Origin of the sequence: Micromonospora sp. LOL_023 (assembly GCF_048060115.1) — a bacterium.
In the GTDB taxonomy this organism is placed as follows: domain Bacteria; phylum Actinomycetota; class Actinomycetes; order Mycobacteriales; family Micromonosporaceae; genus Micromonospora_E.
The window spans coordinates 44,445-59,064 of record NZ_JBHMIM010000048.1 but is presented as its reverse complement, the minus strand read 5'-3'; the positions used below and the strand labels follow the sequence as shown (position 1 = coordinate 59,064).

The 14,620-nt window shown below is 70.7% G+C and carries 17 protein-coding genes; 6 read left to right on the top strand and 11 right to left on the bottom strand.

Going from position 1 to position 14,620, the window contains the following annotated elements; all coding sequences use genetic code 11:
* Nucleotides 1-144: 144 nt before the first annotated feature.
* The 4 genes from ACFHVL_RS23430 to ACFHVL_RS23415 form a co-directional block, all read right to left on the bottom strand.
* The gene (locus ACFHVL_RS23430) at nt 145-435 is read right to left on the bottom strand and encodes a hypothetical protein (protein WP_416630581.1); all 291 of its coding nucleotides are present in this window, start codon (nt 433-435) and stop codon (nt 145-147) included.
* A gap of 8 nt (nt 436-443) precedes the next feature.
* The gene (locus ACFHVL_RS23425) at nt 444-1,214 is read right to left on the bottom strand and encodes a helix-turn-helix domain-containing protein (protein ID WP_416630580.1); all 771 of its coding nucleotides are present in this window, start codon (nt 1,212-1,214) and stop codon (nt 444-446) included.
* The gene (locus tag ACFHVL_RS23420; RefSeq protein WP_416630579.1) at nt 1,211-1,351 is read right to left on the bottom strand and encodes a hypothetical protein; all 141 of its coding nucleotides are present in this window, start codon (nt 1,349-1,351) and stop codon (nt 1,211-1,213) included. The genes ACFHVL_RS23425 and ACFHVL_RS23420 overlap by 4 nt, the downstream gene beginning before the upstream one ends.
* Before the next feature lie 313 nt (nt 1,352-1,664).
* Complete coding sequence (locus ACFHVL_RS23415) at nt 1,665-2,891, bottom strand: helix-turn-helix domain-containing protein (protein WP_416630578.1); 1,227 nt, start codon at nt 2,889-2,891, stop codon at nt 1,665-1,667.
* 116 nt (nt 2,892-3,007) lie between these two features.
* Between ACFHVL_RS23415 and ACFHVL_RS23410 the strand changes: the two genes are divergently transcribed.
* Complete coding sequence (locus tag ACFHVL_RS23410; protein WP_416630577.1) at nt 3,008-3,364, top strand: tetratricopeptide repeat protein; 357 nt, start codon at nt 3,008-3,010, stop codon at nt 3,362-3,364.
* A 141-nt stretch (nt 3,365-3,505) separates the two neighbouring features.
* Here ACFHVL_RS23410 and ACFHVL_RS23405 read toward each other — a convergent pair whose 3' ends face one another.
* Nucleotides 3,506-3,847 carry a GroES family chaperonin gene (locus ACFHVL_RS23405; RefSeq protein WP_416630576.1) on the bottom strand — a complete coding sequence of 114 codons (342 nt, stop codon included), beginning with the start codon at nt 3,845-3,847 and terminating at the stop codon, nt 3,506-3,508.
* A gap of 62 nt (nt 3,848-3,909) precedes the next feature.
* Between ACFHVL_RS23405 and ACFHVL_RS23400 the strand changes: the two genes are divergently transcribed.
* Nucleotides 3,910-5,325 carry an AI-2E family transporter gene (locus ACFHVL_RS23400; RefSeq protein ID WP_416630575.1) on the top strand — a complete coding sequence of 472 codons (1,416 nt, stop codon included), beginning with the start codon at nt 3,910-3,912 and terminating at the stop codon, nt 5,323-5,325.
* A gap of 3 nt (nt 5,326-5,328) precedes the next feature.
* On the opposite strand, the gene ACFHVL_RS23395 is transcribed toward ACFHVL_RS23400, so the two are convergent.
* Nucleotides 5,329-7,470: an ATP-dependent DNA helicase gene (locus tag ACFHVL_RS23395; protein ID WP_416630574.1), complete on the bottom strand. Its 2,142-nt coding sequence runs from the start codon at nt 7,468-7,470 to the stop codon at nt 5,329-5,331.
* Between the two features lie 143 nt (nt 7,471-7,613).
* On the opposite strand from ACFHVL_RS23395, the gene ACFHVL_RS23390 reads away from it, so the two are divergent.
* The 4 genes from ACFHVL_RS23390 to ACFHVL_RS23375 all read left to right on the top strand — a co-directional run bounded on the left by ACFHVL_RS23390 (nt 7,614) and on the right by ACFHVL_RS23375 (nt 10,865).
* Complete coding sequence (locus ACFHVL_RS23390; protein ID WP_416630573.1) at nt 7,614-8,120, top strand: DUF402 domain-containing protein; 507 nt, start codon at nt 7,614-7,616, stop codon at nt 8,118-8,120.
* 67 nt (nt 8,121-8,187) lie between these two features.
* A complete protein-coding gene (locus tag ACFHVL_RS23385) occupies nt 8,188-9,102 on the top strand; it encodes a PPK2 family polyphosphate kinase (RefSeq protein WP_416630572.1) in 915 nt (304 codons plus the stop codon).
* Nucleotides 9,103-9,228: 126 nt separating this feature from the next.
* Entirely contained in the window at nt 9,229-9,855 is a 627-nt protein-coding gene (locus ACFHVL_RS23380; protein ID WP_416630571.1) for a DUF47 domain-containing protein, read from the top strand.
* Nucleotides 9,856-9,860: 5 nt separating this feature from the next.
* Entirely contained in the window at nt 9,861-10,865 is a 1,005-nt protein-coding gene (locus ACFHVL_RS23375) for an anion permease (RefSeq protein ID WP_416630570.1), read from the top strand.
* Between the two features lie 42 nt (nt 10,866-10,907).
* On the opposite strand, the gene ACFHVL_RS23370 is transcribed toward ACFHVL_RS23375, so the two are convergent.
* The 5 genes from ACFHVL_RS23370 to ACFHVL_RS23350 all read right to left on the bottom strand — a co-directional run bounded on the left by ACFHVL_RS23370 (nt 10,908) and on the right by ACFHVL_RS23350 (nt 14,591).
* Entirely contained in the window at nt 10,908-11,324 is a 417-nt protein-coding gene (locus ACFHVL_RS23370) for an arsenate reductase ArsC (protein WP_416630569.1), read from the bottom strand.
* A 41-nt stretch (nt 11,325-11,365) separates the two neighbouring features.
* Entirely contained in the window at nt 11,366-12,121 is a 756-nt protein-coding gene (locus ACFHVL_RS23365) for an aquaporin (RefSeq protein ID WP_416630568.1), read from the bottom strand.
* Between the two features lie 41 nt (nt 12,122-12,162).
* Nucleotides 12,163-12,822, bottom strand: a complete 660-nt coding sequence (locus tag ACFHVL_RS23360; protein ID WP_416630567.1) for an arsenate reductase ArsC — start codon at nt 12,820-12,822, stop codon at nt 12,163-12,165.
* Nucleotides 12,815-13,534: a helix-turn-helix domain-containing protein gene (locus ACFHVL_RS23355; protein ID WP_416630566.1), complete on the bottom strand. Its 720-nt coding sequence runs from the start codon at nt 13,532-13,534 to the stop codon at nt 12,815-12,817. The genes ACFHVL_RS23360 and ACFHVL_RS23355 overlap by 8 nt, the downstream gene beginning before the upstream one ends.
* Before the next feature lie 85 nt (nt 13,535-13,619).
* A complete protein-coding gene (locus ACFHVL_RS23350; RefSeq protein ID WP_416630565.1) occupies nt 13,620-14,591 on the bottom strand; it encodes a Gfo/Idh/MocA family protein in 972 nt (323 codons plus the stop codon).
* Nucleotides 14,592-14,620 lie beyond the last annotated feature (29 nt).

Here is a 14,620-nt window from a genome sequence, read left to right as displayed (position 1 = left end):
TCGACATGACCACACAACCCTACTGACCCACCAAAGGAGACGGGTACACGGCCGAATAAGCCATCAGGGTCCGTTGGGGGATCAAAATCCCTCAAGGGGATCAGACCAAATCGGGGTCCGGGTAGTGGGTGGGGTGTCAGCGGGTCAGGCCGAGGCCGTCGCCAGTCGGGCGACGCCGGCCGCTTGCGGTCCGCTGCGGGCGATCTCAGCCACGACGGTACGCGCGGAGGGCCGGCAGTGGATCTCGGCCGGTGCGACGCGGTCGGCTTCGACGAGCCACCGGCCCGCCGCCGCCAGGTCACCGGTGTCGAGGTGTGCCCGTGCGGCGTCGATCAGGTACGCGGCCCGGTGTTCGGCGGGTAGCCGTAGCCAGCCGTCGCGCCGGACGATCGCCGCATGCCGGTCGACGGCGTCGGCGGGGTCGTCGAGCGCCACGGCGGCCGTCACCTGGGCGCAGTCGACCGCGGCCGGGCCGAAGCTCGCCTGCCGGTAGTCCTGCCCGTCGCCGACCTGCCGGGCGACCTCGACCGCCTGCCGGAGCAGTTCACCGGCACCAGCACTGTCGCCGCCGCCATCGCCAGCCGCCCTTGGCCCAGCCCACGTAGCGCCTGCCCAAGTGGCACCACCGCCGACGCCGCCAGCAGCCGATCGTTGCCGGCGGTGGCGAGTGCCCGGTCGGCCGCCAACCACGCCAGGTCTGCTTCGCCGACCTTCACCAGCACCAGCGCCGTGACCCGGTACGCCTGCACCAGCAGCACCACCCCGTGCTCACCCCGCACCGCGTGCAGCTGTCGTGCGGCGTCCAGCAGACCCGGCACCATCCGCAACAGCCGTGGATGATCTCCGTGTCGGTACGTCGACCAGGCGTGCTCCACCCGCCGCCCCACCTCCTCCGCCGCTATCGGTGCGCCGGTGGCGGTGGCGAACACGTCGTAGCAGGCCAACGCCGCCCGGACCGCCTGCACACCGCCCGCCGCCTTGTCGGTCTCCGACGGACGGTCAGTGCCGAGCAGTTCGGCCGGGTCGACCCGCAACACCTCGGCGACCTGCTGAATCAGCGAGAACCGGTCCAACCGGCGGGCACCCCGCTCCACCTTCTCCACCCAGCTCTTCGACCGGCCGATCCGATCGGCGAACACCTGCCGCGTCATCCGCCGCCGCACCCGCCACAGGGCAACCCGCCGCCCAGTCGACGCGCTCGCTGCCACACTCATCGCCGCCCACCCGCGTCGATCCAGGTCCAGGACACGAACCGTTCGTACAACTCGTGCGGATCCGTGATGCCGGCCTCCTCGACCGCCAACGGCAGCAACTCCGCGACGTCGACCGACAACGCAATCGGCTCACCCACGTACGCCTCCGCCAACTGCGTCCGCCCCGGCGGGCACGGCCACGGCGTCCCGTCCAGACACACCGCACACACCACGTCAACCCCGAGCCGCCGCCGCAGACGGGCCCGACGCGGGAAGGCGATCACGGGTACACGTCGGGCCCAGCTGAGCGGACGGTGGGCCGGGCACTGTTCCGCCGGTGTGATGGTGCGGGACCCGGCACCGCCGTCCTACGTAGAAGGATGCCGAGTTGATCACTCAGAGTGAATGCCTGGGTCGTGCCGGTTGTTCGACACACCCCGAAACCGGTACGCCTGGTGCCGGTTACCCAGGTCAGGCAGCTTGACCATCCATCAACGCCGCGAGCGCCGCCAGTTCGTGCCCCATTGCCCGGCGTCGACTGGTGGTGATCATGCGTACGGTGTCTCGGGCGTACCGCTGGTGCCGCAGCCACACTGGAGCGTCGGCGGCAAGCTCGCTGAGCACCGCCGTCGCCGCCGACCAGTCGCGCAGCTCGGTGTGGGCTCGGGCGACGTCGAGTCGGTGCCGCCGCCACGTCGTCTTCTCGACACCGCTACGACTGACGTTGGCCGCCAGGTCGAGCACTCGGCGCGGCTCGCCACCGACCGCCGCCGCCTCGGCCCGCATCATGTCGACCATGCTCGACCGCATCCCGCCAACGATGGTCAGTTGATCAATGCTCACCGGCCGGCTGCCCAGCCGGGCCGCCGCAGCCGCCGCCGCGTCGAGCTGGGCGACAGCATCGTCCGGCCGATTGTCGCGGGCGGTAGCAGCAGCTGCGGCTACCATCAGCCAGCCCCATGCCGCCAGCTCGTCAGGAGTAGCGCGGGAAAACCGGGGCTCGATCCGGTCAGCGGTGGTGATCGCCAGCCGCTCCGCATCGACAAGCCGGCCCTGGCGCAGCAGCAGCCATGACATGCGCTTGACCGTCGTCGCGCTGAGCAGCTCGTCCCCGGCGGACGCGGCAGCGTCCTGCGCGGCAGTCACCGCCTGGTAGGCGAGGTCGACCGCACGCACCTGGATCAGCACACTGCAAGTCAGGTCATAGGTGCGGGCCAACGACCGGTACGCGTCCGGCCCGGCTGCGTCGTCTGCGTTCTCGGCGGCGTGCCGGGCTCCGGCGATCAGCGGTGGCAGCACGGCCAACGCGGCGGCGTAGTCGCCCCGGTGGTAGGCGCGGTCCGCCTCGGCCAACCGACCCGGCACACCCGCCGCCGGCAACGCAGGCACCTCGTCAGCGATGTACCCGGCCGGACCACGCGCGGGGATCAACACCCGACGCAGATCGAGCAACGCCAACGGACGATGACCCGGCTCCCGGCGCGCCGCCCCAGTGCTCGCATCCCCGAGCAGCGTGGTCGTCGGCACCCCCAACGCACGCGCGATCGCATGCAACGCCGCGATCCGAGGCGTCGTACGCTGATTCGTCTCCAGCTTCCGGATCGTCTCGATGCTGACCCCGGCCGCCGCCGCGAGCTGCTCCTGAGTGATCGACTTCCGGCGCCTGAACTGCGCGATGTTGTCGCCGATGGTGGCCATCGGGTAGCCCTTCCCCGTCAACGGCCTGGACGCGGCACACCAGTCCACAAACCCGGCGCACCACCACACCAGACGGTACTCCGCGTACCCGCCACCATCCAGGACCGCCAATAGTCGTGAAGCCTGATCAACTTCATCCATATTGCAGCCAAGGTCAGCTCGCGGAATGTCAGACCACCTTGAACGAGATCGGTGGCGTGTATGACGGGTTGGGGGATTGGCAGCAGGCGCTGACCTGCCACGAGCAGGCCCTGCCCATCCGGCGGGAGGTCGGTGACCGTGCCGTCGAAGCGACCGCCCGGTACAACATCGCGATGATCCACCGGGCGGAAGGGAATCTCGACGAAGCAATCGGCGAGCTCGAACTCGTCGTCGATCTTGACCGCCAGGTCGACCACCCGGATGTCGCATCCGACATCGCCACGCTCGAACAATTCCGCCAGGAACGAGCAGGGGCAGAGGAAGCGACCTGATCAGTGGGAACTGCCGAGGGTTGGCCGATCCAGGCTGACCGAACTACGCGTGATCGGATGCGCGTCAGCTGACCGGCGCTTGGCGTTTCGAGTCGATGAGGCGCAGTGGATCATCGGCAGGGTGCTTTGGCAGAAGGCGGGTCAGAGGTAGAGGCCGGTGGAGTCGTTCTCGACCCGGCGGGCGGCCAGCGCATGGACGTCGCGCTCGCGCAGCAGTACGTAGTCGCGGCCCTGCAGCTCGACCTCGGAGCGTTCCTCCGGGTCGAACAGCACCCGGTCACCGGTGACGATGGAACGCACGTTCGGCCCGACCCCGACGGCCGTCGCCCAGGACAGCCGTTTACCGACGGAGGCGGTGGCCGGGATGACGATGCCGGCCATGGATCGGCGCTCGCCCTCGTTGCCCTCCAACTTGACCAGCACCCGGTCATGTAGCAGGCGAATCGGCAGTCCGTTGTCGTGCGGTGCGTCGGCGGTGGTCACGCCCGAACCGTACCGCGTGGTGGCGGCCGGCCGGCCCCCGGTGGTTGCCGTCATCCCGCCTGATGGTTGGCCGCTGGTGGCGTTGGGCACATGGGGGACAGTTCAGGGTCTGCGCAGGTCCTGCGGGTCGCTGCGGACCGTTACCGTATACGGACCAACACTCCACGGAGGTGCGCTTGAGCCGGGTTCAGCAGATGAGGCGGCGGCTGCGTCAGGCGTACCAGGCCGGTCGCGATTCGGTGCGCGCCGCGCGCGACCGGGAGCGGTCCCGCCGGGGTGCGCGCGCCGGCAACGGTGACGATCTCGACTCGTTGAGCGACGAGTTGGTGGAGGACGTCCCGCCACCGGGCGATGGCCACCTGTCGACCACGAGCCGCGATGACGCGGACGTGCCGCACGCACTGCGGATCGCCGCCGCCTGGTCGTGGCGCCTGATCGTCATCGGCCTCCTCGGTTGGGCGCTGCTGCGGGTCATCGGCAGCGTTCGGATCGTCGTGATCCCGCTGCTGGTGGCATTGCTGCTCGCTGCGCTGCTGGCACCGGCGGTGGGCTGGCTGCTGCGTGTCCGGATGCCCCGGACCCTGTCCACCGCCGTGGTGTTGATCGCCGGCCTGGCCGGGGTCATCGGCACGCTCACGATGGTCGTCAACGAGTTCATCACCGGCCTGCCGGACCTGAGCGTCAAGGCACAGGATGGCATCGGGCAGATTCAGGAATGGCTGCGCACCGGCCCGCTGAAGGTGTCCGACGGACAACTCGACGAGTACATCGACGCCGGCCAGAACTGGATCAACGAGAACACTCAGACGTTGACCAGCGGGGCGGTCTCCACCGCCGGTACGGTCGTGGAACTGTTCACCGGTGCGTTGCTGGTGCTGTTCGCCACCTTCTTCTTTCTCCGGGACGGTCAACGGATCTGGCGGTTCATCGTCGGGTTGTTCCCGACCGCTGCCCGCTGGCGCGTCGACGACGCCGGGCGCGCCTCCTGGATGACGCTGGTCGCCTACGTCCGGGCCACCGTGCTGGTGGCCTTCATCGACGCGGTGGGCATCGGCATCTTCCTGGTGCTGTTCGACATTCCGTTCGCGTTCGCGCTCGCCGCGCTGGTGTTCCTCAGCGCGTTCATCCCGATCATCGGTGCGACGCTGTCCGGCATCGTGGCGATCCTGGTGGCGCTGGTCGACAGCGGCTGGGTCACCGCGTTGATCATCCTGGGGGTGGTCATCGGGGTGCAGCAACTGGAGGGAAACGTACTCCAACCGTTGATCATGGGCAGGGCGGTGGCGATCCACCCGTTGGCGGTGGTGCTGGCGGTGACCGCCGGTGTGGTGCTGGCCGGCATCGTCGGCGCGCTGGTCGCCGTACCGCTGATCGCGGTGCTCAACACGGCGGTGCGTCGGCTCGCCCGGCGGCGGCACGTCGCCGGGCCGCCATCGTCCCCGCCCGAGGCCGTGGTGGTCACCTCGACCCCGTCGTGAGCGTCAGCTGCCTGCCAGCCGACGCAACGCGCCGTGGACCACCTCCGGCCGGGTGGTGTACCAGAACGGCGGCAACGACCGGCGCATGAACGCGCCGTAGCCCCGGGCGGTCTCCAGCCGGGAGTCGAGCACCGCGACCACACCCCGGTCCCCGGCGGAGCGGATCAGCCGGCCGGCGCCCTGGGCCAGCCGGATCGCCGCGATCGGCACGCTGACCGCGGCGAAGCCGGAGCCGCCGGTGGCGTCCACGGCGGCGGCGCGGGCGGCGGCCAACGGCTCGTCCGGCCGGGGGAACGGCAGCCGGTCGATCACCACCAGTTGGCAGGCGTCGCCGGGCACGTCCACGCCCTGCCAGAGCGACATCACCCCGAACAGGCAGCTGGCCCGGTCCTCCCGGAACCGGCGGACCAGTAGCGGCAGCGCCTGCTCACCCTGTACGTGCACGGTCAGCCCGGTCCGCGCCCGGACCAGCTCCGCGGCCTGCTGCGCGGCCCGCCGGGAGGAGAACAAGCCGAGGGTACGCCCGCCGAGCGTGCCGATCAGCGACAGCAACTCCTCTCCGGCCTGGGCCGGCAGCCCGGAGACGGTCGGTCGGGGCAGGTGCGCGGCGACGTACAGGATGCCCTGCTTGGGGTAGTCGAACGGGGAACCGACGTCGAGTGCCCGCCAGGACAGGTCCTCAGGGGTGATCATGACCGGTGGCGGGTTCTTCGCAGCCTTGGCCGCCGACGGGGTGGTCTTGGCCGTTGGCTGCCCGGCGACGTCGGCCGGAACCGGGCCGACGGTCTCCAGGCCCAGCGAGCGGGCGACGGTGTCGAACCGGCCGCCCAACGCCAGCGTCGCCGAGGTCGCCACCACGGTCCGTTCCTCGTACAGGTGGGTGGCCAAGGTGCCGGCGACCGACAGCGGCGCGACGACCAGCGCCCGGCGGCCGGCGGCCGGACCGTCCGGTTTCTCCACCCAGGCCACGTCGTGATCGGCCTCTTCGAGCAGCCGCTGCGCGGTGGTCGACAGCTCGTCGAGCGCCGCCTTGGCCTGCTGTTTGCGCACCGGGTCCGGGTCGTCGGCCTTGACATCGCCGATCTTGTCCAGTGCGGCCCGGGTCGCCGAATCCAGCAGGGTGCAGGCCTCGTGCAGCACCTGCGGCAACCCGGTGGTCAGCCGCCCGGCCGGCGTCTCGGCCAGGGCGACGGCGAGGGCGTCGCCGGCCTCGACGAGTGCCTCGGCGGTCTCCGGTTGCAACAGCGGCCGGGCCCGGCGGCCGGCCCGGTCGATCACGTCGGGGGTGAGTTCGGCCTGGGCGGCGGACGAGACCCGGTCGGCCAGTTCGTGGGCCTCGTCGATGATCAGCAGCTTGTGCGGCGGCACGATGTGCCGGCCGGCGATCATGTCGACGGCGAGCAGGCTGTGGTTGGTGACCACCACGTCGGCCTCCCGGGCCCGGGCCCGGGACGCCTCGGCGAAACATTCGTCACCGTACGGGCAGCGGCCGGCGCCGACGCACTCCCGGGCCGGCATCGACACCTGCCGCCACACCTGGTCGTCGACGCCGGGATCCAGCTCGTCGCGGTCGCCGGTGTCGGTCTCCATCGCCCAGTCGTTGAGCCGCTGCACCTGCTTGCCGATCCGGCCGGCGGCACCCAGCCACTGGGTGCCGCCGCCGTTGCCGCCGCCGGAGGAGTCGAACAGGTCCTCCGGCTCCTCCTCGGCGGAGCCCTCCAGCCGGGCCAGGCAGAGGTAGTGGTGCCGACCCTTGAGTACGGCGAACGTCGGCCGGCGGCGCAGGATCGGCTCGACCGCGTCGGCGAGTCGGGGCAGGTCGTGCTCGACGAGCTGGGACTGCAACGCGAGGGTGGCGGTGGAGACCACCACCGGGCCGTCGACGGTCAGCGCCGGTGCCAGGTAGGCCAGCGACTTGCCGGTGCCGGTGCCGGCCTGCACCAGCAGGTGGGTGCGGGTGCGGACCGCCTCGGCGATCGCCGCCGTCATCTCCTGCTGGCCGGGTCGGTCGCCGCCGCCCGGGACCGCGCCGACGGCGGCGGCGAGCAGCTCTGCCGCGTCGGGCCGGCCGGAGCCGGACCGGCTGGCCGGCCGTGGTGCGGGCGCCGAGGTGGGCGCGGTGCTGGTCGTCGTCGCAGGGGTCACCCGGGTGAGGGTACCGACCGCGGCCGGCGACTGGTCGGCTATCCACAGCGGGTTGCCTGGCATCGGCGATCCGGGTCGCCGCGCGCACCGGGTGTCACCTGCACGTTGCCCGTCGGCGGGTTCCGATCGGTTAGGGTGCCAGCATGTCGAGCGATGTCGTGCAGGTGGTCTATCGCAAGTACGACGGCTCGGCCCACCGGGACTATCCGGCACGTCGGTTGACTGAGGACGATCTCGGTGTCTGGCTGGGGGTGGACCGGGGCACCAGGTCGATCTACCACGGTCGCCCGTCGGTGGAGCAGATCCCGTTCGTCTTGCTGGTGCCGCGTCAGCAGTGGTGGACCTGCATGTTCAACCCGCCGCCGCGCACCAGTGAGGTCTACTGCGACATCGCCAGCCCGGCGCGCTGGGAGGACGAGTCCACCGTACACATCATCGATCTTGATCTTGATGTGGTGCGACGTCGGGAGACCGGCCTGGTGGAGCTGCTCGACGAGGACGAGTTCGCCGAGCACCGGGTCCGGTACGGCTACCCGCAGGACGTGGTCGAGTCGTCCTGGGCCGCCGCCCGCTGGCTGCTCGACGCGCTCGGCGACGGCACCGAGCCGTTCGCCGGGGCGTACCGAAAATGGCTCGCGTCGGTCTCCTGACCGGCTGACCCGGCGCCGGTAGCTGGGCGGGTGGGCAGCGGCCCGCCCCCTGGGCGATGATCGTCGGATGACTGCTGAGCTGAGCGACGTACCTGTCCGGGAGCTGCTGCGGATCGGCGTCGGCCAGCCGGTCGACCTGGCCGCGATCGACCCGAGGTCGACCCCGGGGCTGCCAGGGCTGCCGGTCACCGGCCCGGACCGCAAGGCGTGGGCGCGCGACGAGGTGCGCCGGCTCGGCGCCGGGCTGGCCCGCCAGCAGGAGATGCTGTTCGCCCAGGCGGTGAAGGCGCCGGCGAGCGCCCGGCGGGTGCTGCTGGTGCTGCAGGCGATGGACTGCGGCGGCAAGGGCGGTGCGGTCAAGCGGGTGGCCGGTGCGATGAACCCGCTCGGCCTGCACATCCGGGCCTTCGGGGCGCCGACCGCCGAGGAGCTCGACCACCACTTCCTCTGGCGGGTCCGGCGGGCGTTGCCGGCCCCCGGGTACGTCGGGGTGTTCGATCGGTCACATTACGAGGACGTGTTGGTGGTCCGGGTCGACTCGCTGGTGCCCGAGGACGTCTGGCGGCCCCGGTACGACGAGATCAACGAGTTCGAGGCCGGCCTGGTCGACGACGGTTTCGTACTGATCAAGGTGTTTCTGCACATCTCCTACGAGGAGCAGCGGGTGCGGTTGATGTCCCGGTTGACCGATCCGACGAAGCACTGGAAGTACCACCCGAGCGACGTCGCGGCCCGCGCCCAGTGGCCGGAGTACCAGGCCGCGTACGCCGAGGCGCTGCGTCGGTGTGCGAGCGACGCGGCACCGTGGCACGTGTTGCCGGCCGACCGCAAGTGGTACCGGGACTGGGCATTGGCGCATCTGCTCCGGGAGCACTTCGCCGATCTGGAGTTGACCTATCCGCCGGCCGATTTCGATCTACGACGGGAGCAGGCGCGGCTACTGAGTGACACCTCAGGTAAACGGAAGATGAACGGCAGCTGACTCGAAGGTGGCCAAGGGTAGGCCGCGGGCGGACACGAATCTTCGGCACCTAGCATTCCCTCCAGTGCCCACGGATCGTTTACCGTGGCCAACCCTGTTCCCGCCGTCTGGACGAGGTCTGCCGACGTGAAGTTCTCCTTCCGCCCGATCGAGGGCGCCTTTTACGAACTCTTCACCAGAGCCGCGCAGAACCTCGTGCGGGGCACCGAGCTGCTCAACGAACTCGCCCTGCCGGGCGTGGAGGTGCAGTCGGTCAGTGAGCGGCTGACCGAGGTCGAGCACGACAGCGACCAGATCACCCACGACCTCTACAAGAAGATCAACTCAGCGTTCATCACCCCGTTCGACCGGGAGGACATCTACCGGCTCGGCAGCCAGCTCGACGACGTGATGGACCACCTGGAAGCGGTCGGCAGCCTGCTCTACCTGTACGGGCTCACCCAACTGCCGTCGCTGCCCCGGGAGATGCACGAACTGATCGCGGTGCTCGACCAGCAGGCCCGGCTCACCGCCGAGGCGATGCCCCGGCTGCGGGCGCTGAAGAACCTCGAGGACTACTGGATCGAGTGCAACCGGCTGGAGAACGAGGGCGACCGGGCGTACCGGATGCTGCTGGTCCGCCTCTTCTCCGGCGAGTACGACGCACTCACCGTGCTGAAGATGAAGGAGGTCGCCGACGAGCTGGAGGCGGCCTGCGACGCGTTCGAGCACGTGGCGAACACCGTCGAGACCATCGCGGTCAAGGAGTCCTGAGCCGCGTGAGTCCCGAACTCGTCGCCGTCCTCGCGGTGATCGCCGTCGCGATGGTCTTCGACTACACCAACGGCTTCCACGACGCGGCGAACGCCATCGCCACCAGCATCTCCACCCGGGCGCTCACCCCACGGATCGCCCTGATCATGGCCGCGATCGGCAACTTCATCGGCGCCCACTTCGGTGCCGAGGTGGCCAAGACCGTGGGCAGCGGTCTGGTCGACCTGCCGTCGGGGGTCTCCAGCCTCGGCATCGTCTTCGCCGGCGTCATCGGCGCGATCACCTGGAACCTGATCACCTGGTACTTCGGGCTGCCGTCGTCGTCGTCGCACGCGCTGATCGGCGGTCTGGTCGGCTCGACCATCGCGGCCTCGGGCACCGTGCTGTGGGGCGGCATCGCCGGCGACGTCCTGCTGCCGATGGTGCTCTCCCCACTGGTCGGCTTCGTCCTCGGCTTTCTCGTCATGCTCGCCGTGCAGTGGATCTTCCGCAACGGCCACCCGGGCAAGCTCAACCGCGGCTTCCGGATCGCCCAGTCGGTCTCGGCGGCGGCCATGTCGGTCGGCCACGGCATGCAGGACGCCGCGAAGACCATCGGCATCGTGGTGCTGGCCCTGTACGTCGGCGGCTACCAGTCCGACGCCGAGACCATCCCCGAGTGGGTCTTCTGGACCTCGGCGACCGTGCTGGCCCTGGGCACCTACGCCGGCGGCTGGCGGATCATCCGTACCCTCGGTCGCAAGATCATCGATCTGCGCCCGCCGGAGGGTTTCGCCGCCGAGGCCGTCGCCAGCTCGGTGCTCTACTTCAACGCCCTGGTGCTCGGCGCACCGATCTCCACCACCCACACCATCACCTCGGCGATCATGGGCGTCGGGGTGACGAAGCGGCTGTCGGCGGTGCGCTGGAACGTGGCCGGCAACATCGTCGGTGCCTGGGTGCTGACCTTCCCTGCGGCGGGGAGCATCGGCGCGCTGATGTACTTCGCCGTCCGCCCGCTGTTCAGCTGACCGCGCCGGCCGACCGGGTCAGCTGGCTGCCTGCCGCGTAGCTCAGCGGACCGGGCGGGCCGCCGGGACGAGCTCGGCGAGCAGCGCCTCGACGCGCTCCCGGATCTCGTCGCGGATCGGGCGGACCGCCTCGACGCCCTTGCCGGCCGGGTCGGTCAGTGCCCAGTCCTCGTAGCGCTTGCCGGGAAACGTCGGGCAGGCGTCACCGCAGCCCATCGTGACGATCACGTCCGAGGACTCGGCGGTCTCCCACTCCAACTTCTTCGGGGTCTGGCCGGTGATGTCGATGCCGACCTCGCGCATCGCCTCGACCGCCGCCGGGTTGATCGTCTCAGCCGGCGCCGACCCGGCGGACCGGACCTCGACCGCGTCACCGCCGAGGTGCCGCAGCCAACCGGCGGCCATCTGGGAACGACCGGCATTGTGTACGCAGACGAACAGCACGCTGGGCTTGGTCATCGTTCTTCCTTCGCAGGGGTGTCGGGGCGTGTCGGGACGGGTCAACGCCGGGCGGCGGCCGGTTCAGCCTTCTCGGCCGGCTCAGCTGGCACCACGACCTGGTCGGCGGCGCGCCCGACGCCGGGGTAGAGCGCCAGCAGCAGCGCCACACCGACGGCCAGCCCGATGACCTGCGCGACCAGGAACGCGGGGATTGAGGCCGGCTCGATGCCGGCGAAGGTGTCGGTGAAACCACGGCCGATGGTGACCGCCGGGTTGGCGAACGACGTCGACGAGGTGAACCAGTAGGCGGCACCGATGTAGGCACCGACCGCGGCCGGTGCGGCGCTTGCCCGGCCCGACCGGGCCAGCGCGAAGACCAGCAGGACCAGACCGGCGGTGGCGACCACCTCGCCGAGCCACAGGTTGCCCGCCGACCGGTCCGTGGTGGACAGGGTGACCGCCGGCAGTGCGAACATCAGGTTCGCCAGGATCGCCCCGGCGATGCCGCCGCTGGTCTGGGCGGCGATGTAGCCGGTCAGCTCCGACAGGGTCAGGCCGGTGCGGCTGCGCCGCCCGAGCAACCAGTCGGCGGCCGAGACGACCGGGTTGAAATGCCCGCCCGAGACCGGGCCGAAGATCAGGATCAGCGCGCCCAGCGCGAACGCGGTGGCGGTCGAATTCTCCAGTAGCTGAAGCCCGACGTCGTCCGGCGACAGGGTCTGGGCCATCACGCCCGAGCCGACCACCGAGGTGACCAGCAGGGCGGTGCCGGCGAATTCGGCCAGCAGCCGGCGCCAGAGTGCGATCGGGTTCACGTGATCTCCGGTTTCCCTCGGTGTGCGGTACGGACGGACGGTCAGCCGGACGGCGTCTGAATCTCGTCGAGGAGTTGGCGTACCCGGCGTTCGACTTCGTCGCGAATCGGGCGTACGGCGTCGAGGTCGTGCCCGGCCGGGTCGTCCAGCTCCCAGTTCTCGTACCGGGTGCCGGGAAAGACCGGGCAGGCGTCCCCACAGCCCATGGTGACGACGACGTCGGCAGCTCGGACGACCTCGTCGGTCCAGGGCTTCGGGTACTCGCCGGAGATGTCGATGCCGCGTTCGGCCATCGCGGCGATCGCAGCCCGGTTGACCTGGTGGCCGGGCTCGCTGCCGCCGGACCAGGCGACCACCGTGTCGCCGGCCAGCTGGGTGAGGAAGCCGAGCGCCATCTGGCTGCGGCCGGCGTTGTGGGTGCAGAGGAACAGCACCACCGGTCGGCCGTCGGAGTGCAGACCCTCGACCCGGGCCAGCGCCTGCAGCCGTTGCCGGGCGAAGCGTTCGGCGAGCAGCGGCAGGTAGTTGGGGATGGTGCTACCGGTCGCGAACTGGTCGTAGCTGGAGAGCAGGAACCGTTCGATCGTCTCGGAGTTGTAGGTGCCGTCGAATTCGCGGGCCAGCCGGGTGGCAGCGGTGCGCAGCGCGAGCTGCTGGTCGATCGACAGATCGGGCCGGACAGCCTGGGCGAGATCAGCCATTGGTGTCTCCGGGGGTGATGGCGGGCGCCAGCCGGTCGACCCGGCCGGCGAGGTCTGCGTACGCGGCGTCGAACGCCGCGTCGGTGTCGAGCCGGACCGGATCCGGCACCGACCAGTGCAGGTCCGGTGCGCTCGGGCCGGTGAGCTCCTCGTGTGCGTTGTCGCAGACGGCGATCACCAGGTCTCCATCGGCGATCACGTCGGCCACGTGGGCGGTGTGCCGGGGGTCCAGCTCGAGCCCGCGACGATCGGCGATCGCCACCGCACGCGGGTGGACCCGGGCGGCCGGCCTGGTGCCGGCCGAGGTGGCGGGTGTCGGGCCGGCCTTGCGCCACAGGGCGGCCGCGAGCTGGGATCGCGCGGAGTTGTGTGTGCAGACGAAGACGACCCGCCGCACCGCCGGCAGCGCGGGGGGAGTCAACTCGTCGAGGGCCTCCGGCGCCAGTTGCAGGTAGCTGCGGCGACGATCGCCCTCGGATCGGGTGCGGCGCAGCAGCCCGGCCGACTGCAGCACCTTGACGTGGTGCGCGATGAGATTGCTGGGCAACCCCAGCTGGCGACCCAGCTCGCCGGGAGCGGCGTCGCCGAGGCAGAGCAGGTCGACGATGGCGAGGCGGGCGGGATCGCCGAGGGCGGCGTGTACCCGGGCGCGACGCAGCAGCTGCGGGGACTGCGACGCCGTACCGTCGGATGGAACCGCCTCAGTATTCATTGACTCAATGATTGCTGAGGTATCTGGCGGAGTCAAGCCGGCTGCAACCCGCCAGGCCGAGTCGGCGCGTCGGTCACCTGGCCGATCAGCTGTAGCTGACGCCGATCTGGCCGCGGATCGTGTCCAGCAACTCCATGACCTCGAGGGTCACCGCGTGCGGCACCAGCGGGCTCTCCCGCAGGCCGGCGGCCAGACACCGCTGGACCTCGGCCGCCTCGTACTGGTAGCCGTTGCCGGCCGGCTCGACGACCCGGACCACCTCGGGGTCGGCGGAGCCCCGGCAAATGGTGAACTCGCTCGGGCAGAAGAACGGATCCGGCAGCCCGATCCGGCCGGCGCTACCGGTGATCGTCGCCGCGACCGGGGTCGCCCCGACAAGCCCACAGGTCAGCGCGGCCACCGCGCCTGAGTCGTAGCCGAGCAGGACGCCGGTGTTCTGATCCACCCCCTCCGGGGTCAGCCTGGCCCAGGAGTGCACCGAGTCTGGCCGGCCGAGGATCAGGTGCGCCAGGCTCACCGGGTAGACCCCGAGGTCGAGTAGCGCGCCGCCGCCGAGCGCGGGGTCGCGCAGCCGGCTGTCCGGCGCGAACGGTCCGGCTAGCCCGAAATCGGCGTGTACGGCGACGACCTCGCCGATCGCGCCGTCGTCGATCAGCTCGCGGACCCTGCGTACGGTCGGATTGCACCGCATCCACATGGCCTCCATCAGGAAGACGTCCCGGGCGCGGGCGGTCTGGACCAGCTCGGTGCTGGTCGCCAGGTCGAGGGTGAACGGCTTCTCGCACAGCACCGCCCGACCCGCCGCCAGGCAGGTCATGGTGGCGGCGTGGTGTGCGGAGTGCGGCGTCGCGACGTAGACGACGTCGATCTCGCCGTCGGCGGCCAGCTCGTCCCAGGATCCGTACGCCCGGGGAATGCCGTAGCGGTCGGCGAACACCTGTGCGCTGGCCGCCGAGCGGGAGCCGACCGCGAGCACCTCGGCGTCGGGCAGCAGCTGCAGGTCTTCGACGAAGCGGGCGGCGATGCCGCCGGTGGCGAGAATTCCCCAACGAGTCATGCCCGGCACGCTAGCCGACCGGTCGGGGC